Consider the following 22,356-nt stretch of genomic DNA (forward strand, 5'->3'; position numbering starts at 1 on the left):
CAAAGATTTCCCAGGATTCAGGAAATACCCGAAGTGACGACGTATCAATTGTTTTCTAAACTGCTTTCACGCTGATGACAGACAAATAAACCCACAAGTCAGCGCGCAACAATGAAATCGCAGCAGCAAAACCCTGCAATTGGAGACTCCATGACCCTCATCCCCCGCACGCTTTCGGCCTTGCTCGCGGCCAGCGCCATGCTCGCAGCCGGCGCCGCCCAAGCCGAATATCCGGATCGCCCCATCAATATGGTGGTGCCGTTCGCCGCTGGCGGCCCGACGGACAACGTCGCGCGTTCGCTCGCGGAAGCCATGCGGCCGAGCCTGGGCCAGACGGTCGTGGTCGAGAACAAGGGCGGCGCCGGTGGCACCATCGGCACCACCCAGGTAGCGCGCGCGCAGCCTGACGGCTATTCCGTCCTGTTGATGCACGCCGGCTTCTCGACCGCGCCCTCGCTGTACAAGAATCCGGGGTACGACCCCTACAAGAGCTTCGAGCCTATCGGCCTGGTGGTCGACGTGCCGATGACCATCATCGCGCGCTCCGACTTCCCGCCCAACAACATCAAGGAACTGGCCGAGTACGTCAAACAGAACAAGGACAAGGTGTCCCTGGCCAACGCCGGCATCGGCGCCGCCAGCCATCTGTGCGGCACCATGCTGGTCGAAGCGCTGGGCGTGCAACTGCTGACCATCCCCTACAAGGGCACCGCGCCGGCCATGAACGACCTGCTGGGCAAGCAGGTGGACCTGCTGTGCGACCAGACCACCAACACCACCCAGCAGATCGACAGCGGCAAGGTGAAGGCCTACGCCGTCACCAGCCTGAAGCGCGTCCCCACGCTGCCGAACCTGCCGACCATGGACGAATCCGGCTACAAGGGTTTTGAAGTGGGCATCTGGCATGGCATGTGGGTGCCGAAGGGCACGCCCAAGCCGGTCGTGGACAAGCTGATCAAGAGCCTGCAGGCCGGTCTGGCCGATCCCAAGTTCCAGGACCGCATGAAGCAGCTGGGCGCCACGGTGCTGACGTCCGAAGCCAATCCGCAATCCCTGGAAGCCAAGGTCAAGCAGCAAGTTCCGCAGTGGGGCGAGCTGTTCAAGAAGGCTGGCGTCGAACAGCAGTAATCCGAACGGGCGCCTGCACGGCGCACCTGGAAGAAGAGCCCCATCAGGGGCTTTTCTTTTTTGGCCGGGCGGCCTTGGATTACGGGCGCAGGGCCTCTGCCGCCATGCCCAGGCCGTTGAAGCCGGAGGATACCGAGGGCTCGTAGCCCAACGCTTCGGAAATGCTGGCAGCGGTGTCGACCAGGGCCTTGATCCAGTCGTCCTGCAGTCGTTCGGCCGGGGCCGAGATGGACAGGCCCGCGACCAGCTTGCCGGTGTCGTCGAAAATGCCGGCGGCGATACAGCGCACGCCAAGTTCGAGTTCCTCGTTGTCGCGCGCATAGCCGTGGCGCCGCACCAGCGCCAGTTCGCGTTCCAGGCGGTCCAGGTCGGTCAGGCTGTTGCGCGTGTGACCGGCCAGGCCGGTGCGCAACGCGTAGGCGCGGACCTGGCGCGCATCGGCGGTGGACAGAAACAGCTTGCCGGTGGAGGTCAGGTGCAGCGGCGCGCGGCCGCCGATGGCGCGGACCACCTGCATGCCCGAACGCTCGCTCCAGGCCCGTTCGATGTAGACGATCTCATCGCCCTGCTGCACCGACAGGTTGATGGTCTGCCCGGTCAGCTTGTGCAGCGAGCGCATGGCGGAAATGGCTGCCTCGCGCACGTTCAGGCGTCCCTTGACCAGCGAACCCAGCTCCAGCAGACGCATGCCCAATTGATACAGGCCGTTGTCGACGCGTTCAACGTAGCGGCCCACGACCAGGTCATTCAGGATGCGGTGCGCAGTGGACGCATGCAGACCCGTGGTCGCGGACAGTTCCTTGAGCGTTACCGGATCCGGCTGCGCGGCCAGGGCGTCGAGCAGGCGCATGGCGCGTTCGATCACCTGGATGGCGATGGGATGGGCGGAGGCGCCTTCGGTCTCGGCGTCCAGGGCATTGCGGGTAGTGGGGAGACGGGACATGGAAAGGGGGGCGAGGACAGCCGCGCCGCCTGTAGGGCCCCACCTTCGGGAACCGGACTTGCGGCATCGCAGCAAACAGTTCTTTCCCGTATTGTGAAATTTACTGGCGCGTTTGGCAACCGGTTTTTGTATCAAAAAAAGGGCCGCGCATAGTGGGCGGCCCTGGCTTCACGCTGCTGGAGGGGGCGCCAGCTTGCCGCCCAGGCGCAGCACCTCGGCCCGCAAATACTCCAGCGCTTCAGCGGCCGCGGCCGGCTCGCCCTTCACGCCGAGGTCGATATGCGGCGTGCCGCCAGCCTCGCCCACGCTGGGCAGGCTGAACGCTCGCACGCCCGGCCAGCGCGTTTCCACGGCCTGCATGGCCGGCGTGATGCGCGATTCGGGCATGCTGAACACCAGGAAGGAATGCTCCGCATGGGCGCGCACATGCTGCAGCGCACGATAGCGCGTATCCAGCGTCCATTCGAGCATGGGCCAGGCCATGACGGGGAAGCCCGGCACGAAGGTATGGTCCTTGATGAAGAAGCCGGGGATGCGGTTATAGGGGTTTGGCACGACTTCGCAGCCTTGCGGAAACACGCCCATCTGCAGGCGCTGCTGGTTTTCCGGCGCGCTCATGTCGGCGGTGCCCTGCCCCTTGGCAGCCATCTCGGCCGTGCGCAAGGCGATGGCCTGCTCGGCCTCGGGATGCAGCGCCAGCGGCAGGCCCAGCGCGGCCGCGGCGGCCTGGCGGGTGTGGTCGTCGGGCGTGCCGCCGATGCCGCCACAGGAAAACACCACGTCCCCGGTGGCGAAGCTGCGCTTGTAGGTGGCGATGAGCGTGCCGCGGTCGTCGGGCACGATTTCGGCCCAGCTCAGCTGCATGCCGCGCGCGCCCAGAAGCTCGACGACCTTGGAAAAATGCTTGTCCTGACGGCGGCCCGAGAGGATCTCGTCCCCCACGATGATGAGGCCGATGCGGCGGGCGGCGGATTCTGCGGCCATGTCCGATTCCAGAAGTTGAGAGGGGTGACGCTGGTCAGACGTCGATGACGCGGTCCTCGCGCAAGCGCTTGAGCGCTTCCAGACCGTAGTGGGCATAAACCAGGGCCGAAAACACCGGCAGGATGACCCATGCGGGCGGCAACAGGTTCAGCAACGAGCAGATCAGGCCTATGGTCCAGAAGCCGCCGTTGTTGCGCTCCAGGATGAGCTTGCGCTCGGCGGGGCTGGCATGTTCGACGATGGCGTCCACCCGCATCATGCGCGAAAACGCGAAGGCCCACCAGAAGATCGACAAGGCGATGGCCATGGGCGGCACCAGCCATAGCGGCAGCGTCAGCAACCAGCCCGCGGCAAACGCCAGCGACACCCAGATTGCGTTCCACACGCTGACCGCGGTCGCGTGCTTGCCTTGCGGCGTGACGCTCACGTATTCACGCTTGCTGACGTGACGCAGCACCAGCGGCATCACGAAGACGGCGGCAATCGCCAGGCCCAGGATGCCCGATACCGGCAACAGGATGGCCACTGCGATCACGGGGATCATGTAGACCTTGAGCGAGAACAGCCCCATCGCCAGCATCCAGTCCTCGGCCCGATTGACGAAGTCCCAGCGAGCCGCCTCGGCCGCCAGCCATTCATTGAGCGGCGTCCAGAACAGGTACAGCAACAACAGGGCCCCCACCAGCGCAATCAGGAATGGCAGCAGCACCGCGAACAGCATGGTGGGGTGGCATTGGGACACCAGGGCGCGTTTGAACGCCTGGCCCACGCTGACGGCGCCGGATCCGGCAGCGGAAAATCGGCCGTTTTCAGGCGGGACGGAATCAGTGCGCAAAGCGGTCATGGACGAGGAATGAGGGGGTAGACATCCCGGGTATGATAGTCAAACACGCCTCGATCTGCCCACATGTCTCTACTTGTACCCGATACCGATCTGGCCGCGCTGCGCGCGCGGCTGGGCTCATCGCCCGACGCCTGGCTGGTAGCCTGCTTCTGCGCGGCCTGGTGCGATACCTGTGAGCAATACAAGCCCAAGCTGCAAGCGCTGGCCGACGCCCTGCCCCAACACGTCTTCGCCTGGATCGATATCGAAGACCACGCCGAACTGCTGGGCGACGAAGACGTCGAGAATTTCCCCACGCTGCTGGTGCAGATCGGCGCGCGAGTGGTGTTCTACGGCCCGATGCTGCCGCATATCGGCCACCTGGAACGCCTGCTCGAAAGCCTGAATGAAAATAGTCCCGCCGTCGCCGCGGCATTGCCGGACCTGCCGCGCTTGCTGGCAGCCTGAGCAGTAGCGCTCTGGCCCGCTACGCGCGCCAGCCATAAAAAAACCCGCAACGCCCAAAGGCTTGCGGGTTGTTTCATGCGGACCCGGTTCAGGGCTTGCGGCTGCCGCCGAGCAAGACGGCGATCTGGCGCTTCGGCCCGGCGGATGCGCCGTTGCTCCTGGGCGCCGGCTCGTCGGCCGGTGCGGACGGGGCCGAGGGCTCGTAGGGCTTGAGGAAGAAATCGTCCACGGGCTGGCGCGACGCCCCGGACGAGTAGCCGGAGCGGCGGTCGGACGAACGGCCGCGATCACCACGGCTGTCGCGGCCTTCACGACCTTCACGACCTTCACGCGAGGACGAACCGCGGTGCTCGTCGCTGCGGCGGTGGCTGCGCGCGACCAGTTCGGCCGGCACGTCGAGGGTGCCGCGCGGCACTTCGCGCTTGATGAGTTTTTCGATGTCGAGCAGGAAACGCTCTTCGTCGGGCGTGAACAAGGCGATGGCCTCGCCCGAGGCGCCGGCACGGCCGGTACGGCCGATACGGTGCACGTAGTCTTCGGCGTTGTACGGCAGGTCATAGTTGATGACGCAGGGCACGCCGGCCACGTCCAGGCCGCGCGCGGCCACGTCGGTGGCCACCAGCACTTCCAGTTCGCCGGCCTTGAAGGCTTCCAGCGCCTTCATGCGGTCGGCCTGCGTCTTGTCGCCATGGATCGACTCGGCCTTGACGCCATCGCGTTCCAGGTCGCGGGCCAGCCGCGCCGTGCCGATCTTGGTGTTGGAGAACACGATGACCTGGTTCAGGCCGCGCGACTTCACCAGGTGCACGACCGCGGCGCGCTTGGCGTCGCTGGGCATCTTGTAGGCGATCTGGGTGATCGTGTTGGCGGTGGCGTTGCGCGCCGCGACTTCGATTTCGACCGGATGATTCAGGTACGAGCGGCCGAGCTTGCGGATTTCATTGCTGAACGTCGCGGAGAACAGCAGGCCCTGGCGCTGCGCGGGCAGCAGGCGGATGATGCGTTCCAGGTCGGGCAGGAAGCCCATGTCCAGCATGCGGTCGGCTTCGTCCAGCACCAGGATGCCGACCTGGCTCAGGTTCACGTTCTTTTGCTCGACGTGGTCGAGCAGGCGGCCGGGCGTGGCCACCAGCACTTCGCAACCACGGCGCAGGGCTTCCTTCTGCGGACCGATATCCACGCCGCCGAACACCACCGCCGAACGCAGCGGCGTCTGCTTGCTGTAGCGCTTGACGCTTTCGTAGACCTGGTCAGCCAGCTCGCGCGTGGGCGTCAGGATCAGCGCGCGCACCGGATGGCGCGCGGGCGATGCGCTGGTGTTGGCCAGCGGCATGAGGCGGTGCAGGATGGGCAGCGTGAAAGCGGCCGTCTTGCCGGTGCCGGTCTGGGCCGCGCCCATGACGTCGCGCCCTTCCACCACGACGGGGATGGCCTGGGCCTGGATGGGCGTGGGGGTGGTGTAGCCGGTTTCGGCGATGGACTGCAGCAGCAGGGGATGCAGACCGAAATCAGTGAACGTCGGCGCGGGCGCGTCAGCGGCGGGTGCTACGGATTGAGTGGATTCAGTCATCAGGGTTAGGCAGATACCGGGACCAGTGAAAAAGAACAAAACGAGAGTGCTACGCGCACTGCACTACATATGCATCGGAACAACCTGAACACGCGCAATCAGCATCCTGCCTTGCAGGGCAGGCGGCGCATTCTGGATTCGATACTTATGAGGGCAGTACCAGGCCCGGATTGCTGTGGATAACATGATTTTAGCGCAGCCGCATTACCACACGGTTCGGTCCGCGTTCGAAAGGCATTGCAAACGCCTTCCGGCAGCCGCCAGAAAGCGCCCGCCGGGCATACCAGCAGCGTCCACTGGATGGACGTTTCGAAAAAAACCCGTCAACCAGCTAGCCAGCGCAGGCCCCACAGGGCCAGCATGCCCACGATGATGACCAGCACCGCGCTGCGCGTGCGCAGGAAAACCAGGATGGCGACCACGCCCGCGACCAGCTTGTAGTCGAACACCGGCCCCAGGCCAGCCTTCCAGGGCAGCAAGTCCGGCACGATGATGGCGGTCAGGGCGGCGGCCGGCGCATAGCGCAAGGCGCGCCGCACGCCCTCCGGCAGGGGGATGTAGTCGCCGAACAGCATGAAGCCGGCGCGCGTCAGCACGCTGCACAGCGCCAGCAGCAGGATGGCGGAATAGACATAGATTTCGGCGGGCCAGAGGGTCATGCGCGGGCCTTGAAGTAGCGTTCCGCCCAGATGCCGGCGACCACGCCCGCCACGACGGCGGCCGCCAGGCCGAGGCGCAGCGGCAGGACCTGGCCCGTCCAGGCGACGACGCCGGCGGCCAACATGGAAATCAGCATGGGCTTGGTGTTGGCCAGCGGCACCGTAATGGCCAGCAGCGCCAGCACCGCGGCGAAGTCCAGCGACCAGCCCGTCGGCACCATGGTGCCCAGATAGATGCCGACAATGGAGGACGTCTGCCAGACGAACCAGCCCGGCGCGATGGCGCCCAGGAAGAACCAAAGCTGTTCGCGCGTACCGCGCACGGCCGCATCGCCGTAGCGCGGCATGAACAGCACGAAACCCATGTCGGTCGTGAAATAGCCCAGCCCCAGCCGCTTGGGCCAGGACAGGTGGCGGAAATAGGGATGCAGCGCCGCGCCGAAAATGAGGAAGCGCAGATTGACGACACAACCGGCGGCGAAGATCAGCCAGAGCGGCGCGCCGGTGGCGATGAGCGGCAGGGATGTCAGCTGGGCAGAACCGGCGTACAGCAGCAGGGTCATGGCCAGCGCCATGGTCTCCGTCAGGCCGGACTTGACCATGGCCACCCCGGTGACCAGCCCCCAGGTGGCGGTGGCAATCAGGGCGGGCACGATGGCGTGGACGCCAGCGCGGAAGGCGGTGACGCGTTCCTGGCGGACCGCAATGGGGTCTTCGGTTTCAGGAAGCGCAGATTCAGAGGACAACGGCAGGCCCCTGGCGATTCGGACAGGACGACATGGAAACTCTAAGGAAAAGGAACGCACGACAACCCGTTCGCCCGCCGGGATCACTGCGCGCGGGCCTGGCGGCGCCGCGCCGGGGCGCGAATAGGCGCGTATTGTAACCTCGCTGCTTGATACAATACGGGCCTCGAGATTCTTGGGCTCTTGGGAGTAGACCATGTCGATGGCAGACCGCGACGGCTTCATCTGGTATGACGGCAAGCTCGTACCGTGGCGAGACGCGACCACGCACGTCCTGACGCACTCCCTGCACTACGGCCTGTCGGTATTCGAAGGCGTGCGCGCCTACCGCTCCGAGATCGGCACCGCCATCTTCCGCCTCGAAGACCATACCAACCGCCTGTTCAATTCGGCGCACATCTACCAGATCCCCATGCCCTTCGATCGCGACACGATCAACCAGGCGCAGCGGACGGTCGTGCGCGAGAACCAGCTGGAAGCCGGCTACCTGCGCCCCCTGGTGTTCTACGGCCCCGAGAAGATGGGTGTGTCGCCCAAGGGCGCCCGGGTGCACGTGGCTATCGCCGCCTGGCCCTGGGGCGCCTACCTGGGCGAAGAGGCGCTGTCCGCGGGCATCCGCGTCAAGGTATCGTCGTTCGCGCGCCAGCACGTGAACGTCACCATGCCGCGCGCCAAGGTCGCCACCACCTACGCCAACTCGATCCTGGCCAATACCGAGGCCCTGCAGGACGGCTACGACGAAGCCCTGCTGCTGGACACCGAAGGCTTCGTGGCCGAGGGCTCGGGCGAAAACCTCTTCATCGTCAAGGACGGCGTGCTCTGCGAACCGGAGATCGCGTCCGCCCTGACCGGCATTACCCGCTCCACCATCCATGCGCTGGCCGCCGACCTGGGCCTGCGCGTGGTGACCAAGCGCCTGACGCGCGACGACGTCTATATCGCCGACGAGGCGTTCTTCACCGGCACCGCCGCCGAGGTAACGCCCATCCGCGAAGTGGACAACCGCCAGATCGGCACTGGCCGGCGCGGCCCGATCACGGAGAAGCTGCAGAAAGCATTTTTTGACGTGGTGAATGGCCGCAACCCGAAGTACCATCACTGGCTGAGTAAAGTCTGATCCGCGCGGCCCGGTCCCCGACCAGGCCGCATCATTGCCCCAACCTGCCGTTTACCGGTTTTTTTTTCAGGAATATCCATGACCGCTGCTGCTCCGGCCGCCGTCCCCCACCCCCACGAAGTCATCGAGGTCGGCGCCGACGACCTGCCCGTGTTCTGTCCGGGCCCCAAGGCGCCGCTCTGGAGCATGCACCCGCGCGTGTTCCTGGACGTGGCCCGCAGCGGCTCGGCCAGCTGCGCCTACTGCGGCGCCGAGTACCGTCTGAAGCCCGGCACCGTGCTGCACGGCCACGGGCACTGAGTCACCCGCTCTACAACGTCGACCCGTATCCGCCATCATGTTCGCCACGCCCGAAGAAGCAGAGCACGCGTTCTACGAAGCCCTCGAGCAGGCGGACGTCGTGCGCCTGATGCAAGTGTGGGCGGACGACGAGGAAGTCGTCTGCATCCATCCGGGGGGCCTGCGCATCGTCGGCCATTCGGCGGTGCACGACTCCTGGCAGCAGGTGCTGACCAACGGCCCGCTGCACGTGCGGCCCCTGCGCCCGCTGGTCATGCTGAGCATGATGTGCGCGGTGCACGTGCTGGTGGAACAGGTGGCGGTACAGACGCGGGAAGGCACGCAATTCGCCAATTGCTATGCCACCAACATCTACCACAAGGGCCCCACCGGCTGGCGCATGGTCATGCACCATGCCTCGCCGGCGCCCACGGAAGCCGGGGTGCTCGACTTGCACGACGTACCCGACATGCTGCATTGAATCGGGTGGATTTTTAGTTGGCCGCTGCTCGTCTTGATACAACGCCCTGTCCCGTTCCCTCCTGGTTGCCCGGAGGCGACAGCCAGACGGTTTATGCCGCCCTGTTCGCGCAGTACCACCGCATCGCGTTCGTGCGCGAACGGGTGGACACGCCCGATACCGACTTCGTCGACTTCGACTGGACCGGCCCCGGCCTGTTCCCGCACAAGTCCGCCGACGGCGCGCCCGTCAGCGGCCAGCGCCCGGTCGCGAATGGCAAGACTGCCGCGGCCAGGTGGATGACGGACGCGGACTGGAAGTCCCTGCCGCATACGCCTGACACCCCCGCCCTGATTCTGTTCCATGGCCTGGAAGGCGGCAGCAACAGCCGCTACGCGCAATCTATCGCGCATCATTTCCGCGCGCGCGGCTGGATCGTGGTGATCGCGCATTTCCGCGGTTGTTCCGGCGTGCCGAACCGCCTGGCCCGCGCCTATTACTCCGGCGATTCGGCCGAGGTCGGCTTCATGCTGGAAACCGTGCGCCAGCGCATCCCGCATGCGCGCTGGCATGCGGTCGGCGTATCGCTGGGCGGCAACGCCCTGCTCAAGTACCTGGGCGAGCACCAGGAAGACACCGGCTGGCTGACCGCCTGCGCGGGCGTGTCCGTGCCGCTGGACCTGGTGGCTTGCGGCAAGACGCTATCCACCGGCATGTTCAACCGCCGGGTCTACACCGCTCATTTCCTGAAGACGCTCAAGCACAAGGTGCTGGAGAAGGCGCATCGCTATCCTGGCGCCGTCGACGTCATGCGCATTGCGCATGCGCACGACCTGCGCGAATTCGACGACACCTACACCGCGCCCATGCATGGTTTCCGCAATGCGCTGGACTACTGGACGCGCGCGTCCAGCAAGCCCTGGCTGCCGAAGATATCCGTGCCGACGCTGGTGCTCAATGCGCGCAACGATCCGTTCGTGCCGGCCGCGTCGCTGCCGACACCCGAGGATTGCTCGCCCGCCATACTGCTGCACCAGCCCACGGACGGCGGCCATGCCGGTTTTCCGACGGGCAGCTTCCCGGCTCATCTGAACTGGCTGCCGCAGCGGCTGGGACGCTTCTTCGAAACCGGCCAGTAGGGCGCCTGCGCCCTACCCCGCCCGGCCCGGCGCTCAGCCCGATTTGAAGCGTTCGAGCAACTGGCGCTCTTCGGCCAGCTTGTCCTTGACTTCCTTGATCTGCACGTCGATCTGCGACTGCTCGTAGAAATCGGTGGACATGTTGCGCGCCTGCTGCAGCTGCGATTCCGCGGCTGCGTAGGCGCCCGTCATGACGTAGTAGCGGGCCTGGTCGCGGCGGGCCGCCACCGGCTTGCCGTTGCGGTCTTCGCTCTGCGCCAGCATCTGGTAGAGGCTGGGCTCGTCGCTGCCCCACTGCTTGATCCTGGCCCGCAGGTACTCCTGCGCGTCCGTGTGGCGGCCGATGCTTTGCAGCGCCTGGGCGTAGGCGATGCCCAGGGCCCGGTGGCCGGGCCAGCGCTTGGTGCCGGCCTGGGCCAGCTCCAGCGCCCGGGGGTACTCCTTGCGCGCCAGGGCGATATCCACGCTGAGTTTGGCCAACTGGGCCGAGCTGCGGCCGTCCGCCGACGCCAGATTCCAGTTGCGCTCGGCCTCCGCCAGGTTGTTGCGCTGGAACGCCTGCAGCGCCAGGCCGTAGTAGGCGGCCGACTTGCGCACGCCCGACAGCGCCTGGGCCTCGTCCTGCAACTGCTGGCCGGCGGTGCGCAGGCTGACCGCGTCGCGGCCCTGCACCACGCGCATCTTGGCGCGGATGTACCAGAAATCGTCGCTGTCCACGTGGCGCGTCACGGGAGACTGGTTGCGCACCCGATTCTGCACGTCCGACATGCGCTCGATGGAGAGCGGGTGGGTGCTGGCCCATGAGCCGCCGCCGGCGCCTTCATTCAGGCGCGAAGCGTTCATCAGGCGCCCGAACATCTGCGCCATGCCTTCGGCGTCGTACCCCGCCTTGGTCAGCATCTGCAGCCCGGCCCGGTCGGCCTCGCGTTCCGCATCACGGGAAAAGCCCAGTTGACGGTTGATGGCCGCGGCTTGGCCGAAAGCCGCCACGCCCACCGCCAGATTGCCGCCGCCCCCGGCCAGGGCCGCCAGCAGCGCGCCGGCGAGGCTGGCCAGCATCACCATGCTGTTCTGGTTCTGCTGGGTCATGCCGCGGGCGATGTGGCGCTGCACGACGTGGCCGATTTCGTGCGCCAGCACTGCGGCCAGCTCGGACTCGCTGGCGGAAGCCACGATCAGCCCCGTATTGACGCCGATGAAGCCCCCAGGCATGGCGAAGGCGTTGATCTCGGGGTCCCGCACGCCGAACATCTCGACCTCGGGGACCGCGCCGGGCGCGAACGCCGCCAGCTTGCGCCCCATGGTAGTGAGGTACTGGCTGAGCTCGGAATCGTCCACGTAGGTCGGGTCGCGCCGCCCCTGGGCCATGATGGCCTCGCCCAGGCTGCGCTCCAGCATGGGGGACAGTTCGGCCGCGGACGCCGCCCCCATGGAGGGCAGGCCCACGGGCTGCGCCCAGGCAGCAATGGGGAGAGCGGGCACGGTCAGGGCCACGGACAGCCCGACGATTGCACCCCGTTTCGCAATCGAGCAAATGGATGGCATTTTCCTGCGGTTCATAAGCCTATGATAGCGATGCGCTTAAAATGTTTCATCGATAGCCCAACGAGGTTTCAATGCGTCCTGTCCGTAAAGCTGTTTTCCCTGTCGCCGGCATGGGCACGCGCTTCCTGCCCGCCACCAAGGCGATGCCCAAGGAAATGCTGCCCGTGGTCGACAAGCCGCTGATCCAATATGCCGTGGAAGAAGCCGTGGCCGCCGGAATCACGGATCTTATCTTCGTGACGGGGCGCAATAAGCGCGCCATCGAAGACCACTTCGATTCCGCGCCGGAACTCGAATCGGACCTGGAAAGCAAGGGCAAGCATGAGCTTCTGGCCATGGTGCGGGGCATTCTACCCGCGCATGTGAATTGCCTCTATATCCGCCAATCGGCCCCGCTGGGCTTGGGCCATGCGGTGCTGTCCGCCGCGCCCGCCGTGGGCGACGAACCCTTTGCCGTGCTGCTGGCCGACGACCTGATCGACTCCGACCAGCCCGCGCTGAAGCAGCTGATCGAGGTGGCCGTGGCGCAGAACGCCAGTGTGCTGGGCGTGCAGGACGTGCCGCGCGCCGATACCCGCAAGTACGGCATCGTGGCCACCCGCCAGGGGGATGCCAGCGCCCACGGCCGCACCGAACGCGTCACCCATATCGTGGAAAAACCGGATCCCGAAGCCGCGCCGTCGACGCTGGCCGTGGTGGGCCGCTATGTGCTGGAAGCGGCGATTTTCGACCACCTGCGCTCGACCAAGATGGGCGCTGGCAACGAGATCCAGCTGACCGACGGCATTGCCTCGCTGATGCGCGAGCGCGCCGTGTATGCGCACCGCTATGAAGGCGTGCGTTATGACTGCGGCAGCAAGGCCGGCATGTTCCAGGCCACCGTGGCGCTGGGCAAGAAGTACCACGGCCTGCTGCCGGAATAGCCGCAAGCCTGCGGTGGCCCGCCCCCTAGGCGGACACCTCGCGGGCCTTCGCCCTGGCCCGCGCCTGGGCATCGCGGTCCGCCTTGCGCAGGCGTCCCTTGGCCGACAGGCGCATCAAGGTTCCCAGGGCCACCATCAGGCCGATCACTTCGACCAGCGCAGCCGGAATCCACATGGTCAGGCCGCCTATGGTCTGATCGGTCTGGGCCGACATGGCGATGGCCCGGCCGCACAACTCGAACAGCGGGTAGATATCGCTTTCAGTAAAGGCGATGATGGCCCCCGCCACCATCTGCGGCAGCATCGTCAGCACGGGCGAAATGACGCGGCCGCCCGGCGTCATGGCCGCCGGCGGCGCGGGCCTGCGGTCCAGGATCAGGTTCCAGTACATGAAGCCGCTGATCACCACCGACCAGTTCATCAGGCGGTACAGGCGCCAGTCCAGCATGGAATAGAACTGCACCGACGGGATTAGCCAGACGATCACCAGGAAGACGAATAGCGCCGGCACGAAGATCTTGTGGGTCAGCAGCGTCACCGTGGCGCGACCGGCGCCGGTGCGCAGGAAGTCGCGCAGGCGGATGCGCCAGCTCATCGGGAGCCCCGCCCGCATCACCTGCCCAGGAAACGCCGCCATGACCAGCAGCGGCCCCAGATGGTGCAGCACCAGATGCTGGATGCGGTGGATGAAGAACATGCGCTCGGCGTAGTAATCCAGCCGGGTATGCATGGACAGGTACAGCAGCACCATGCCGGTCCAGAACAGGATGCGGCGGGCGGCGGTCACGTGATGGACTTTTTGGCCGCGCACGAACAGCGCGATGGCCACCAGGAAGGAGGCCACCAGCGTGGGAGAGAACTCCCAGGGTATGAGCCATTCGAGACTATCCATGCAAACCATCCGGAAAACGTCGGGGCTGTACGAGGACGGGCGCCATGCGCCGCACCCGCCGATTGTAGTTGACCCCGGCCCGCCCTGCCCCGGCGCTCAGAAACGGTGTGAAATGCCCGTGCCCACGCGCGTGGTGTGGGAATGGGCAGGATCGAACTGGTCGTCCAGCGTGTAGTTCGACGCATAGCCAACAAAGGCATAAAGCGTCGTGCGCGGGGACAGGCCGTAGGTATAGCCCAGAGTCATCACCTGCGCATTGCGCGCCGTCATGCCGTTGTCCCAATGCCAGTCTGGCCGCGCCAGCGACCATTGCAGCAGCACCGTGCCCGGCCCCACCGGCACGCTGGCGCCGACCAGCCAGGCGTTGACCGTGCCGCCGCGCACGAAGGCGGCCGGTCCCAGGCCCATGCCCAGGCCGTCCGGATCGCCGCCGTCCAGCCCGACATCGCCATTGCGCTGGCGCGACCAGGCCAGGGACAGCTTCAGCACCTCGAAATCATACGAAGCGCCCAACTGCACCGCCTGTGGCCGGCCGTTGCTGCCAGGCGGGGCCTCGGCCAGGCGCAGCTGGTCCCAGGTGGCGACCGCCAGCAAGGGTCCGTCCTCATATTTCAGCCCCAGGCTGAGGGCGCGGTTGTTGTTGGCGGTACGGAAGCGGCTGCGGTCGTCGGCGTCGAAGGAATAGCCGATGCCGGCCTGAAAGCCCTGCCAGACCGGCGTGTAGTAATTGACCAGGTTGCTGAATTGGTAGTTGTCGGACGCCTTGAACGTGGCGCCCATCCCCATTTCCTTCCAGGAGGCGATTTCCAGGGAATTGCCGTAGACCTGGCCTATGGTGTGCTGACGGCCCAGCCGCAAGTCGCCATAGCTGTCATGGGCCAGCCCCACCCAGGCGGCGTAGTTGAAGAGGCGATCGTCGTCGGCCCGCTTGCCCGACGAGGGATCGAAGCCGCTTTCCAGCTGGAAGCGGGCGTTCCAGCCGCCGCCCATGTCTTCCGCCCCCGTCATGCCCCACAGCGAGTCGGTCAAGCCGCCGTTGAGCAGCCCGCTATGGCTGCCCTGCCCCGACACCTTGGTGACGGCCACGCCCGCGTCGACCACACCGTACAACGACAGCCCCTGTGCGGTATCGGCGCCGCGCGCCGCCAGGGGAAGAGCCAGGCCGGCCGCCATCAGCGCGGCAAAAGTAGCGATTCTCATGCGTTTCTCCTGATTGCGCGGCGGGCATGTGCCCGCCGCGGTCCTCATCTACTTATTGCCAGCCATAACGGCGGACCCAGATTCCCTTCAACAACTGCGTCAGCGTGCAGTAGGCCAACAGGATGCCCACCAGCCAGGGGAAATAGCTCCATGGCAGCGGCTGCAGCTGGAGGTATTCCGCCAGCGGCGAGAACGGCAGCAGCAGCCCCATCGCCACCACCATCAAGGTCATGCCCATCAGCGGCCAGGCGGCGCGGCTTTGCAGGAACGGGATCTTGCGCGTGCGGATCATATGGACGATGAGCGTCTGCGACAGCAAGCCTTCGACGAACCAACCCGACTGGAACAGGGTCTGGTGTTCCGGTGCATTGGCCTGAAATACGTACCACATGAGCGCATACGTAGCGATATCGAATATGGAACTGATCGGACCGAAAAACACCATGAAGCGGCCCAGGCCGTCAGGGTCCCACTGCTGGGGCTGCTTCAACAGCTCTTCGTCGACATTGTCGAACGGAATCGCCGTCTGGGAAATGTCGTACATCAAGTTCTGCACCAGCAGATGGATAGGCAGCATCGGCAGGAACGGCAGGAAGGCGCTGGCCACCAGGACCGAGAAAACGTTGCCGAAGTTCGAGCTGGCCGTCATCTTCAGGTACTTGAGCATGTTGCAGAAGGTCTTGCGGCCTTCGATGACGCCATCCTCCAGCACCATCAGGCTCTTTTCCAGCAGGATGATGTCGGCCGCCTCTTTCGAGATATCGACCGCCGAATCGACCGAAATGCCCACGTCCGCCGCCCGCAGGGCCGGGGCATCGTTGATGCCGTCGCCCATGAAACCCACGGTGTTGCCCTGGGCCCGCAGGCTGTGCACGATGCGCTCCTTGTGGGCCGGCGTCAGGCGTGCGAACACATTGGCCTCGCGCACGGCCGCAGCCAGTTGCGCCTCGTCCATCGCCTCGATCTCGGCGCCCAGGTAGACCTTGCGCACCTCGAAGTCGACCTCGCGGCAGACTTTCTGGGTTACCAGTTCGACATCGCCCGTCAGCACCTTCATTTCGATGCCGGAATTCCTGAGCGCCTTGAGCGCAGGAGCGGTGGATTCCTTGGGGGGATCCAGGAAAGCCATGTACCCAACCAGCACCAGGTCGGACTCGTCGGCCACGCCATAGGTTTGCTGAGTGGGCGGCATTTCCTTGACGCCTACCGCGATGACGCGCAGGCCGTCCCGGTTCAGCTCCGCCGTCACGCGGCGGATGTCTGCCCGGCGGGCATCGGTCAGCAGATGCTCTTCGTGGCCCACGCGCAGGCGGGTGCAGGCCGACAGCATTTCTTCCAGCGCGCCCTTGCAGATCAGTTCATGGTGTTCGCGGCCGTTCTCGGTCTCGTTCACCACCACCGACATGCGGCGCCGGGAAAAGTCGAAGGGGATTTCGTCGACCTTGCGGTACTTCGCCGCCAGATCGAGCTTGCGCTCGACCTCGGCGTGCTGCAGCACCGCCACGTCCAGCAGGTTCTTCAAGCCGGTCTGGTAGTAGCTGTTGAGATAGGCGTAGGCCAGCACATCGTCGCTGCTGGCGCCATACACATCCGTGTGGCGTTCCAGCACGATGCGATCCTGGGTCAGGGTGCCGGTTTTGTCGGTGCACAGCACGTTCATCGCGCCCAGGTTCTGGATGGCATCCAGCCGCTTGACCACCACCTTGCGGCGCGACATGCGCACCGCCCCCTTGGCCAGCGTGGCCGTGACGATCATGGGCAGCATTTCGGGCGTCAGGCCCACGGCGATGGCCAGCGCGAACAACAATGCCTCCATCCAGTCGCCTTTGGTAAAGCCGTTGATCAGCATGACGATGGGCGCCATGACCAGCATGAAGCGGATCAGCACCCAGCTCACCCGGTTGATGCCTTGCTGGAACTGGGTCGGGGCTCGGCTGGTCTGCGTGACGCGCCCGGCCAGCTGGCCGAAATAGGTGCGCGAGCCGGTGGCCACCACCATGGCGCTGCCGGAGCCGCTGACCACGTTGGTGCCCATGAACGCCATGTTCTCCAGTTCCAGCGCGTTGGCGGTGTCCGTGCGCTGCGTGGCGTATTTTTCGACGGGCAGGGATTCGCCCGTCAGCGCGGCTTGCGCGATGAACAGGTCCTTGGCGCCCAGGATGCGGCAGTCGGCGGGAATCATGTCGCCGGCGGACAGGAGCACCACGTCGCCCGGCACCAGTTCCGTCAGCGGCGCCTCCACCTGGCGCGAGCCGCTGACATGCAGCGTCACGCCAAAAAAGCGGCGGGCGTCGCCTTCGGCCTGGGTGGCGGGATCGCTGCGCAGCACGGTGGCGGTGTTCTGCACCATGGCCTTGAGCGCCTCGGCGGCGCGGCTGGAGCGCTGCTCCTGCGCAAAGCGCAACACGGTGGAGATGAGCACCATGGCGCCGATGATGAACACCGCCGTCCAGGACTGGTCGTCCGGGACGGCCATGTGCACGTCGGTAAGCCAGGACAGCGCCGCCAGCGCGGTCAGGAGCAGGTTGAACGGATTGCGGTAGGACAGCCAGAGATGGGCTGGCCAGGAGAGCGGCTTTTCATGGTCGACCTCGTTGGCGCCGTAGCGTTCGCGCGCGGCCTGTGCCTGGGCTTCCGACAGCCCGCCGCGGCTGCTGCCGAACAGCGCGAACACGGCGCCGAAGTCCATGCGCGACAGGTCCAGCATCTGGCGGTTGGCGTGGCGCGCGGTGTCGGAGGCTGCGGCGGCGGCCGCTGCGCCTTGTTCCGGCAGGGGCGAGCGGCGGAAGTGCCTTGCGGTTTGCCGCAGGCCGGCCGCGGACGTAAAGAAGGACTTGAGGAACTTGAACATGGGAGTGCTCCGGTTGTACGTATCGTTGTCGGAGACACGGACGACCCTGCCCGCCGCGCCCGCGCGCAGGCAGCAGCAGGCCGCGGCTTTCGCGCAGAAAGCCGTCAAGCCGCCGCGTACAGGCGTGCGCAGGCGCCGGAGCAATGTTGCCGGTGTCCGGATCGCATGAAATGCGCCGGGTGCGGAAAACGGAAGGGAGCTAGCGGGGGAATCGATACCGGCGGCAAGAGCGCACAAGGCGTGGGCCAGGCCGGGGATTCTTGGCTGCGGACTCCGTACGGGCCAGGATGACTATCCTGCCTGTCGGCTCGCAGCGAGTAGACAGATCAGACAGGCATGCCGGCGCCGCGCACTGGGCGCAATCGAGGCTCGGGGTCTAAGGCACTAGGCATGATCTCTCCTGTGGAATGAATCGGCTGCCGTCAGGCCAGCGCGGCTTGCGCGGCGGCTTGCGTGGCTTGCGCGCCGAAATGGACGTGGCGCACGGCGGGATTGGCGCTCAGGCGACGCGCCTGCGACATCAGTTCGCCGCGCAGCTCCGGCGGGCAATTGACGGTGATGCAGGCCGATGCCATGCCAGGATCCCGGCCCTGGTCGATCTGTACTTGCGAGACGTCCAGGCCGGCGGCGCTGAAGTCCAGGCAGATCTGCTTGCGCAAGGCGCCCAGCTCGTCGCGCGGACAGATGACCGTCAGGCGCGAAGTGCCGCGGCGGCGGCCCAGGGCGGTGGCGCGGTCCACACCGGCGCGGCGTAGGAACAAGTCGAAGAAACGCATAACGACCTCCATTGCAAGAATGGGGAGCGTGATCGCGAATACGCGCGCACTCGCGCAGCGCTCGGCGGACTGGCACGGGCAAACGTGCACGAACGCTGACGCTGCGGATGGCGGCGGTTCTGGCGGTTTACGTTGGGGAGGTTCCCGGCAAGCCGCTGGCTTGCGCGATTGCCCGGGCTTGCGCCTGGAGCTTGGGATACAACCGCAACCTGTTCAACAGGCTGCGGCAGACGGAGTTCTGCGTGGACCTGTTAAACAGCGACGTCGATGCAAGATCGACTACTTTCGCCGGAATCGGTATTCACGAAGACTGCTCCTGGGATGGATAACAGGCAGGATTTTACGCGGGTTTCCACTTATGGACAAGGTTTTTGCCGCTAAATCGGACTTGAATGCCGCAAAAACCGGCGCGGGGCCGCAGCCCCGCGCGCAAACCACTGTCAGACGTAGAAATGCCAGCCCAGATAGGCGGCGAACACCGCATACAACCCGCCCACCGCCGACAAAGCCGGCACGCTCATGGCTGAACGGCGGAAACGCAACCACAGGAGACCGATAGACAACATCGTGAACAGACCAGCCGCCAGCAAGGGCGCGTCCAGCAGCCACGGCGTCATGAAAATCCCCAGCGCGCTGGGTATGGTCGCCTGGATCATCATGGCGCCCGAGATGTTGGCCAACGCCAGCCGCTCCTTGCCCTGGCGCACCCAGATCAGCGCGTTCATGATTTCCGGCAACTCGGTCGCCACCGGCGCCAGCAACAGGGCGGCAACGTGCGGCGACGCGCCCATGGCTACGCCCAACAACTCGATCTGATTCACGAACACATGCGATGCGCCGGCGATGACCACCAAGGCCAGCAGCGTCTGCGCAACTGCCCAGAACATGGCCGGGTCTTCATCGCGGGGGCGCAGCTTCAGCGGTTCCAGTTCCTCCGCATCCAGGCTGGCCTCGTCGCGGCTGAGTTCGCGCTTGACGTAGAGGCCGTAGGTGGCCAGGAACAGGATGCCCAGCCAGGGCTTCCAGGCAAAGGCCAGCAGACCCAGGCCCACCTTGAAGATGAAGATGCCCATGAACCAGGCCTGGTCGCGGGCCAGCCGGCGCTGGTCCGCGTTGATACAGTCCGCCTGCGTGGCCTGCCCGCGCCGAGCGCGCCACAGGGCCAGGCCGACCACCGCGTACGCCAGTGTCGCCAGCACCAGCGGGCCGCCCATGGCCGCGCCGACGCCTATGTCTTTTTGCTCAGGGGTTTCGCCGAACACAACGGCCATGAAGGTCACCGCGCTTTCCGGCAAGGCGGTGCCGAACGCGGCAAGCACGGTGCCGGTGGCGGTGGCGCCGAGCTGAAAGCGATGGCCGACCCATTCAACGCCATTTACGAAATATTCGCAGGCGAAGTAGATCACTGCCGCTGACAGGAAAAACAGGAACAGGGTGAGAAACATATAGGCGAGCCGGACGAGCAGAAACCAATTGGCGCGACGTCGCGGCTCGCCCGGCTGGGGTGAACGCAACGCGGCCAAAGGTCTCGCCTGGCTGGTCCATGCGGCGGGCTTGCCGACATGCATGGAACCGCTACTAGCGCCATGGAGTTCTAGCGGCTGCTGCGCAGCGCTGAACCACCAAGTCTGTTGACGCTAGCTCCTTTGAGGGGACAAAGGATGGCTACTCCCCAATGACAGAGCGGCGATTGTAGCAGCTTGCCCATCGGTATCCAGTGAATTCCGCGCAGGCCGCGTGGGCTGTTGCATCCGGGGGATGGCGGGTAAAGTAAACGGCATCCTCACCCTGCCGGGGTTCGCGCCCCAGTCCGCCATGAGCCTGCCTCCCGACGACATTGCCCCCTACGCCGCACGGCGCCAACGCCTGATGGAGCAGATGCGCGCCGATGGCGGCGGCATCGCCATACTGGCGACCGCCCCAGAGGCCACGCGCAACCGCGACGCGGAGTATCCGTACCGGCACGACAGCGATTTTTTCTACCTGACCGGGTTCACCGAACCCGGTGCCTGGCTGGTGCTGAGCGCGGGTGCGACCGACCGCGCCATACTGTTCTGCCGCCCGCGTCACATCGAACATGAAATCTGGGAAGGCAAGCGTTTCGGCCCCGAAGCGGCGGCAGCGCATTTCGGCTTTGACGACGCGCATCCGCTCGATGCGCTGGACGAGCTGATGCCCGCGCTGCTGCAGGACCACGCCACCCTGTACGCGCCCTTGGCGGGCGACAAGCGCAGCGACGGCCGCCTGCACCGCTGGCTGGCCGCGGCGCGCGAAGCCAGCCGCGGCGGCCATGCGCCGCCCTCCCGCCAGCAGGACGTCCGCGCCCTGCTGGCCGAAATGCGGCTGATCAAGGACGCCACCGAAATCGCGGCGATGCGGCGCGCGGCCAAGATCTCCGCCGGCGCGCATGTGCGCGCGATGCGCGTCGCCCGTGCCGGCATGCGGGAGTACGAGATCGAAGCCGAACTGCTGTACGAGTTCCGCCGCCACGGCGCGCAATCGGTCGCCTACAACAGCATCGTGGCCGCGGGCGCCAACGCCTGCGTGCTGCATTACCCGGCTGGCGAGGCGACGCTGCGCGACGGCGATCTGGTGCTGATCGACGCGGGCTGCGAGGTCGACAGCTATGCCAGCGACATCACCCGGACCTTTCCCGTGAACGGCCGCTACAGCGGTCCGCAACGCGCCCTGTACGATCTGACGGTGGCCGCGCAGGATGCCGCCGCCCAAGCCACGGCGCCGGGCCGCAGCTTCAACGACGGCCACCAGGCCGCCCTGCGGGTGCTGGCGCAAGGCATGCTGGACCTGAAGCTCTTGAAGGGTTCCCTGGACGGCGTGCTGGAATCCGGCGACTACAGCCGCTTCTACATGCACCGCACCGGCCACTGGCTGGGCCTGGACGTGCACGACGTGGGCGACTACCGCCAGCCCGGCCCGGCCCATGGCGCCGAACGGCCCTGGCGCAAGCTGGAAGCGGGCATGATGCTGACGATCGAGCCCGGCATCTACGTGCGGCCCGCCGACGACGTTCCCGAGGCGTACTGGAACATCGGTATCCGTACCGAGGACGATGCGCTGGTCACCGACGAAGGCTGTGAACTCATCACCCGCGGCGTGCCGGTGCAGGCCGGGGAAATCGAAGCGCTGATGCGCGAATAGGCAGGCAACGCGCCTGGCCCGCGCTAGAAGACGTAGCCGTCCAGCCAGCCCATGGCGATCCAGGTATAGACCACCACCATGGCGATGGCGAACATCGAGACGATGGCGCCGACCAGGCAGGCCAGGATGGCGACCAGCACCGGCCCCCAGCCGGTCCGGGTCGGCCTGCCCAGGCCGTCGTTATAGAGACGGTCGAATTTCTCGTCCGGCATCAGCGAGAACACCGCGCTCTCGATGAAGCCGTCGACCATGGGAATGAACACCAGGAAGAAAGCGGGGTTGTCGTACCAGACGGGATAGAAACTGAACGCGCAGAACAGGCTGACCAAGGTGTACGCGGTCACCAGCCAGGCGTGGCGCCGGCCCAGATACCACCAATGCGCCCCCACCGCCCCGAACAGGCAGGCCAGCAGCCCTACCGCGACTTTGCCGCGCGGGCGGCGGGCGGTAACGGCGGACAGCGGAGAGGAAGCCTGGAGCTGCGTCATGTCGATCGACCGGAAAGGGAACCACGGCGCCAAGACGCGCCGGCTGCTGCGGATTGTAGTGGACGGTTAAAATCCGGGCATGACTTCATCCGCCTTCGACATAGCGATACTCGGCGCGGGCCCGGTGGGCCGAGTGCTGGCCCTGATGCTGGCCCGCATGGCGCCGGACCCGGCGCGCATCGCGCTGCTTGCAAGCAGCGCGCCCG

21 protein-coding genes, 1 pseudogene and 1 riboswitch are annotated in these 22,356 nt (G+C 66.0%); of the genes and pseudogenes, 9 read left to right on the forward strand and 13 right to left on the reverse strand.

Translation table 11 applies throughout. The annotated features are described in order from the left end of the window. Nucleotides 1-150: 150 nt before the first annotated feature. Entirely contained in the window at nucleotides 151-1,128 is a 978-nt protein-coding gene (locus AC6LKD_RS11505; protein WP_498116247.1) for a tripartite tricarboxylate transporter substrate binding protein BugD, read from the forward strand. Between the two features lie 79 nt (nucleotides 1,129-1,207). On the opposite strand, the gene AC6LKD_RS11510 is transcribed toward AC6LKD_RS11505, so the two are convergent. The 3 genes from AC6LKD_RS11510 to AC6LKD_RS11520 form a co-directional block, all read right to left on the reverse strand. Continuing rightward, nucleotides 1,208-2,071 (reverse strand): IclR family transcriptional regulator, encoded by an 864-nt coding sequence (locus AC6LKD_RS11510; protein ID WP_013391752.1) that lies wholly within the window; start codon nucleotides 2,069-2,071, stop codon nucleotides 1,208-1,210. 168 nt (nucleotides 2,072-2,239) lie between these two features. After that, the gene (locus tag AC6LKD_RS11515; protein WP_013391751.1) at nucleotides 2,240-3,055 is read right to left on the reverse strand and encodes a competence/damage-inducible protein A; all 816 of its coding nucleotides are present in this window, start codon (nucleotides 3,053-3,055) and stop codon (nucleotides 2,240-2,242) included. 34 nt (nucleotides 3,056-3,089) lie between these two features. Continuing rightward, nucleotides 3,090-3,899, reverse strand: coding sequence for an EI24 domain-containing protein (locus tag AC6LKD_RS11520; RefSeq protein WP_013391750.1), 810 nt, complete (start codon nucleotides 3,897-3,899; stop codon nucleotides 3,090-3,092). Nucleotides 3,900-3,962: 63 nt separating this feature from the next. Here AC6LKD_RS11520 and AC6LKD_RS11525 point away from each other — a divergent pair, with 63 nt between their 5' ends. Then, complete coding sequence (locus AC6LKD_RS11525; RefSeq protein ID WP_013391749.1) at nucleotides 3,963-4,346, forward strand: thioredoxin family protein; 384 nt, start codon at nucleotides 3,963-3,965, stop codon at nucleotides 4,344-4,346. A gap of 88 nt (nucleotides 4,347-4,434) precedes the next feature. Here the strand turns inward: AC6LKD_RS11525 and AC6LKD_RS11530 are convergent, their stop codons facing one another. The 3 genes from AC6LKD_RS11530 to AC6LKD_RS11540 all read right to left on the reverse strand — a co-directional run bounded on the left by AC6LKD_RS11530 (nucleotide 4,435) and on the right by AC6LKD_RS11540 (nucleotide 7,321). Beyond that, nucleotides 4,435-5,916 (reverse strand): DEAD/DEAH box helicase, encoded by a 1,482-nt coding sequence (locus AC6LKD_RS11530; RefSeq protein ID WP_013391748.1) that lies wholly within the window; start codon nucleotides 5,914-5,916, stop codon nucleotides 4,435-4,437. Between the two features lie 323 nt (nucleotides 5,917-6,239). Next, nucleotides 6,240-6,575, reverse strand: a complete 336-nt coding sequence (locus AC6LKD_RS11535; RefSeq protein ID WP_013391747.1) for an AzlD domain-containing protein — start codon at nucleotides 6,573-6,575, stop codon at nucleotides 6,240-6,242. Further along, complete coding sequence (locus AC6LKD_RS11540) at nucleotides 6,572-7,321, reverse strand: AzlC family ABC transporter permease (RefSeq protein ID WP_013391746.1); 750 nt, start codon at nucleotides 7,319-7,321, stop codon at nucleotides 6,572-6,574. The genes AC6LKD_RS11535 and AC6LKD_RS11540 overlap by 4 nt, the downstream gene beginning before the upstream one ends. Before the next feature lie 196 nt (nucleotides 7,322-7,517). Between AC6LKD_RS11540 and AC6LKD_RS11545 the strand changes: the two genes are divergently transcribed. From AC6LKD_RS11545 to AC6LKD_RS11560, 4 genes are all read left to right on the forward strand, one after another. After that, nucleotides 7,518-8,438 carry a branched-chain amino acid transaminase gene (locus AC6LKD_RS11545; protein WP_013391745.1) on the forward strand — a complete coding sequence of 307 codons (921 nt, stop codon included), beginning with the start codon at nucleotides 7,518-7,520 and terminating at the stop codon, nucleotides 8,436-8,438. Nucleotides 8,439-8,516: 78 nt separating this feature from the next. Further along, entirely contained in the window at nucleotides 8,517-8,738 is a 222-nt protein-coding gene (locus tag AC6LKD_RS11550) for a zinc-finger domain-containing protein (protein WP_013391744.1), read from the forward strand. Nucleotides 8,739-8,775: 37 nt separating this feature from the next. Further along, on the forward strand, nucleotides 8,776-9,198 hold the full coding sequence (locus tag AC6LKD_RS11555; RefSeq protein ID WP_013391743.1) for a YybH family protein: 423 nt from the start codon (nucleotides 8,776-8,778) through the stop codon (nucleotides 9,196-9,198). A gap of 17 nt (nucleotides 9,199-9,215) precedes the next feature. Next, nucleotides 9,216-10,316 (forward strand): YheT family hydrolase, encoded by a 1,101-nt coding sequence (locus tag AC6LKD_RS11560; RefSeq protein WP_013391742.1) that lies wholly within the window; start codon nucleotides 9,216-9,218, stop codon nucleotides 10,314-10,316. A 33-nt stretch (nucleotides 10,317-10,349) separates the two neighbouring features. On the opposite strand, the gene AC6LKD_RS11565 is transcribed toward AC6LKD_RS11560, so the two are convergent. After that, nucleotides 10,350-11,876 (reverse strand): M48 family metalloprotease, encoded by a 1,527-nt coding sequence (locus AC6LKD_RS11565; RefSeq protein ID WP_492276073.1) that lies wholly within the window; start codon nucleotides 11,874-11,876, stop codon nucleotides 10,350-10,352. 56 nt (nucleotides 11,877-11,932) lie between these two features. Here AC6LKD_RS11565 and galU point away from each other — a divergent pair, with 56 nt between their 5' ends. Beyond that, nucleotides 11,933-12,784, forward strand: a complete 852-nt coding sequence (galU, locus tag AC6LKD_RS11570; protein ID WP_013391740.1) for a UTP--glucose-1-phosphate uridylyltransferase GalU — start codon at nucleotides 11,933-11,935, stop codon at nucleotides 12,782-12,784. Between the two features lie 25 nt (nucleotides 12,785-12,809). Here galU and AC6LKD_RS11575 read toward each other — a convergent pair whose 3' ends face one another. The 5 genes from AC6LKD_RS11575 to AC6LKD_RS11595 form a co-directional block, all read right to left on the reverse strand. Next, nucleotides 12,810-13,685 (reverse strand): cytochrome c oxidase assembly protein, encoded by an 876-nt coding sequence (locus tag AC6LKD_RS11575; RefSeq protein WP_492276072.1) that lies wholly within the window; start codon nucleotides 13,683-13,685, stop codon nucleotides 12,810-12,812. A gap of 87 nt (nucleotides 13,686-13,772) precedes the next feature. Next, a complete protein-coding gene (locus AC6LKD_RS11580; RefSeq protein ID WP_498116248.1) occupies nucleotides 13,773-14,876 on the reverse strand; it encodes a porin in 1,104 nt (367 codons plus the stop codon). A gap of 52 nt (nucleotides 14,877-14,928) precedes the next feature. Next, nucleotides 14,929-17,727, reverse strand: a complete 2,799-nt coding sequence (mgtA, locus tag AC6LKD_RS11585) for a magnesium-translocating P-type ATPase (RefSeq protein ID WP_498116250.1) — start codon at nucleotides 17,725-17,727, stop codon at nucleotides 14,929-14,931. Between the two features lie 422 nt (nucleotides 17,728-18,149). Beyond that, a complete protein-coding gene (locus AC6LKD_RS11590; RefSeq protein ID WP_013391732.1) occupies nucleotides 18,150-18,503 on the reverse strand; it encodes a hypothetical protein in 354 nt (117 codons plus the stop codon). A 440-nt stretch (nucleotides 18,504-18,943) separates the two neighbouring features. Beyond that, nucleotides 18,944-19,948, reverse strand: coding sequence for a sodium:calcium antiporter (locus tag AC6LKD_RS11595; protein ID WP_013391730.1), 1,005 nt, complete (start codon nucleotides 19,946-19,948; stop codon nucleotides 18,944-18,946). 52 nt (nucleotides 19,949-20,000) lie between these two features. After that, nucleotides 20,001-20,190, reverse strand: a riboswitch (yybP-ykoY riboswitch). A gap of 128 nt (nucleotides 20,191-20,318) precedes the next feature. On the opposite strand from AC6LKD_RS11595, the gene AC6LKD_RS11600 reads away from it, so the two are divergent. Continuing rightward, entirely contained in the window at nucleotides 20,319-21,662 is a 1,344-nt protein-coding gene (locus tag AC6LKD_RS11600) for an aminopeptidase P N-terminal domain-containing protein (protein WP_492276173.1), read from the forward strand. Nucleotides 21,663-21,685: 23 nt separating this feature from the next. On the opposite strand, the gene AC6LKD_RS11605 is transcribed toward AC6LKD_RS11600, so the two are convergent. After that, nucleotides 21,686-22,150, reverse strand: coding sequence for a TM2 domain-containing protein (locus AC6LKD_RS11605; protein WP_013391728.1), 465 nt, complete (start codon nucleotides 22,148-22,150; stop codon nucleotides 21,686-21,688). A 79-nt stretch (nucleotides 22,151-22,229) separates the two neighbouring features. Between AC6LKD_RS11605 and AC6LKD_RS11610 the strand changes: the two are divergent. After that, nucleotides 22,230-22,356 (forward strand): annotated as a pseudogene (locus AC6LKD_RS11610) (monooxygenase); the annotation flags it as partial.

It is taken from the genome of Achromobacter sp. D7-1, assembly GCF_059760445.1.

What these genes read in the sequence shown, in the direction of transcription:
- AC6LKD_RS11525 (WP_013391749.1), top strand. Translation starts at nt 3,963, where the DNA reads ATGTCTCTACTTGTACCCGATACCGATCTGGCCGCGCTGCGCGCGCGG.
- AC6LKD_RS11590 (WP_013391732.1), bottom strand. Translation starts at nt 18,503, where the DNA reads ATGCGTTTCTTCGACTTGTTCCTACGCCGCGCCGGTGTGGACCGCGCC.
- AC6LKD_RS11550 (WP_013391744.1), top strand. Translation starts at nt 8,517, where the DNA reads ATGACCGCTGCTGCTCCGGCCGCCGTCCCCCACCCCCACGAAGTCATC.
- AC6LKD_RS11575 (WP_492276072.1), bottom strand. Translation starts at nt 13,685, where the DNA reads ATGGTTTGCATGGATAGTCTCGAATGGCTCATACCCTGGGAGTTCTCT.
- AC6LKD_RS11505 (WP_498116247.1), top strand. Translation starts at nt 151, where the DNA reads ATGACCCTCATCCCCCGCACGCTTTCGGCCTTGCTCGCGGCCAGCGCC.
- AC6LKD_RS11545 (WP_013391745.1), top strand. Translation starts at nt 7,518, where the DNA reads ATGTCGATGGCAGACCGCGACGGCTTCATCTGGTATGACGGCAAGCTC.
- AC6LKD_RS11565 (WP_492276073.1), bottom strand. Translation starts at nt 11,876, where the DNA reads ATGAACCGCAGGAAAATGCCATCCATTTGCTCGATTGCGAAACGGGGT.
- AC6LKD_RS11580 (WP_498116248.1), bottom strand. Translation starts at nt 14,876, where the DNA reads ATGAGAATCGCTACTTTTGCCGCGCTGATGGCGGCCGGCCTGGCTCTT.
- AC6LKD_RS11605 (WP_013391728.1), bottom strand. Translation starts at nt 22,150, where the DNA reads ATGACGCAGCTCCAGGCTTCCTCTCCGCTGTCCGCCGTTACCGCCCGC.
- AC6LKD_RS11535 (WP_013391747.1), bottom strand. Translation starts at nt 6,575, where the DNA reads ATGACCCTCTGGCCCGCCGAAATCTATGTCTATTCCGCCATCCTGCTG.
- AC6LKD_RS11520 (WP_013391750.1), bottom strand. Translation starts at nt 3,899, where the DNA reads ATGACCGCTTTGCGCACTGATTCCGTCCCGCCTGAAAACGGCCGATTT.
- mgtA (WP_498116250.1), bottom strand. Translation starts at nt 17,727, where the DNA reads ATGTTCAAGTTCCTCAAGTCCTTCTTTACGTCCGCGGCCGGCCTGCGG.
- AC6LKD_RS11595 (WP_013391730.1), bottom strand. Translation starts at nt 19,948, where the DNA reads ATGTTTCTCACCCTGTTCCTGTTTTTCCTGTCAGCGGCAGTGATCTAC.
- AC6LKD_RS11510 (WP_013391752.1), bottom strand. Translation starts at nt 2,071, where the DNA reads ATGTCCCGTCTCCCCACTACCCGCAATGCCCTGGACGCCGAGACCGAA.
- AC6LKD_RS11600 (WP_492276173.1), top strand. Translation starts at nt 20,319, where the DNA reads ATGAGCCTGCCTCCCGACGACATTGCCCCCTACGCCGCACGGCGCCAA.
- AC6LKD_RS11530 (WP_013391748.1), bottom strand. Translation starts at nt 5,916, where the DNA reads ATGACTGAATCCACTCAATCCGTAGCACCCGCCGCTGACGCGCCCGCG.
- AC6LKD_RS11515 (WP_013391751.1), bottom strand. Translation starts at nt 3,055, where the DNA reads ATGGCCGCAGAATCCGCCGCCCGCCGCATCGGCCTCATCATCGTGGGG.
- AC6LKD_RS11555 (WP_013391743.1), top strand. Translation starts at nt 8,776, where the DNA reads ATGTTCGCCACGCCCGAAGAAGCAGAGCACGCGTTCTACGAAGCCCTC.
- galU (WP_013391740.1), top strand. Translation starts at nt 11,933, where the DNA reads ATGCGTCCTGTCCGTAAAGCTGTTTTCCCTGTCGCCGGCATGGGCACG.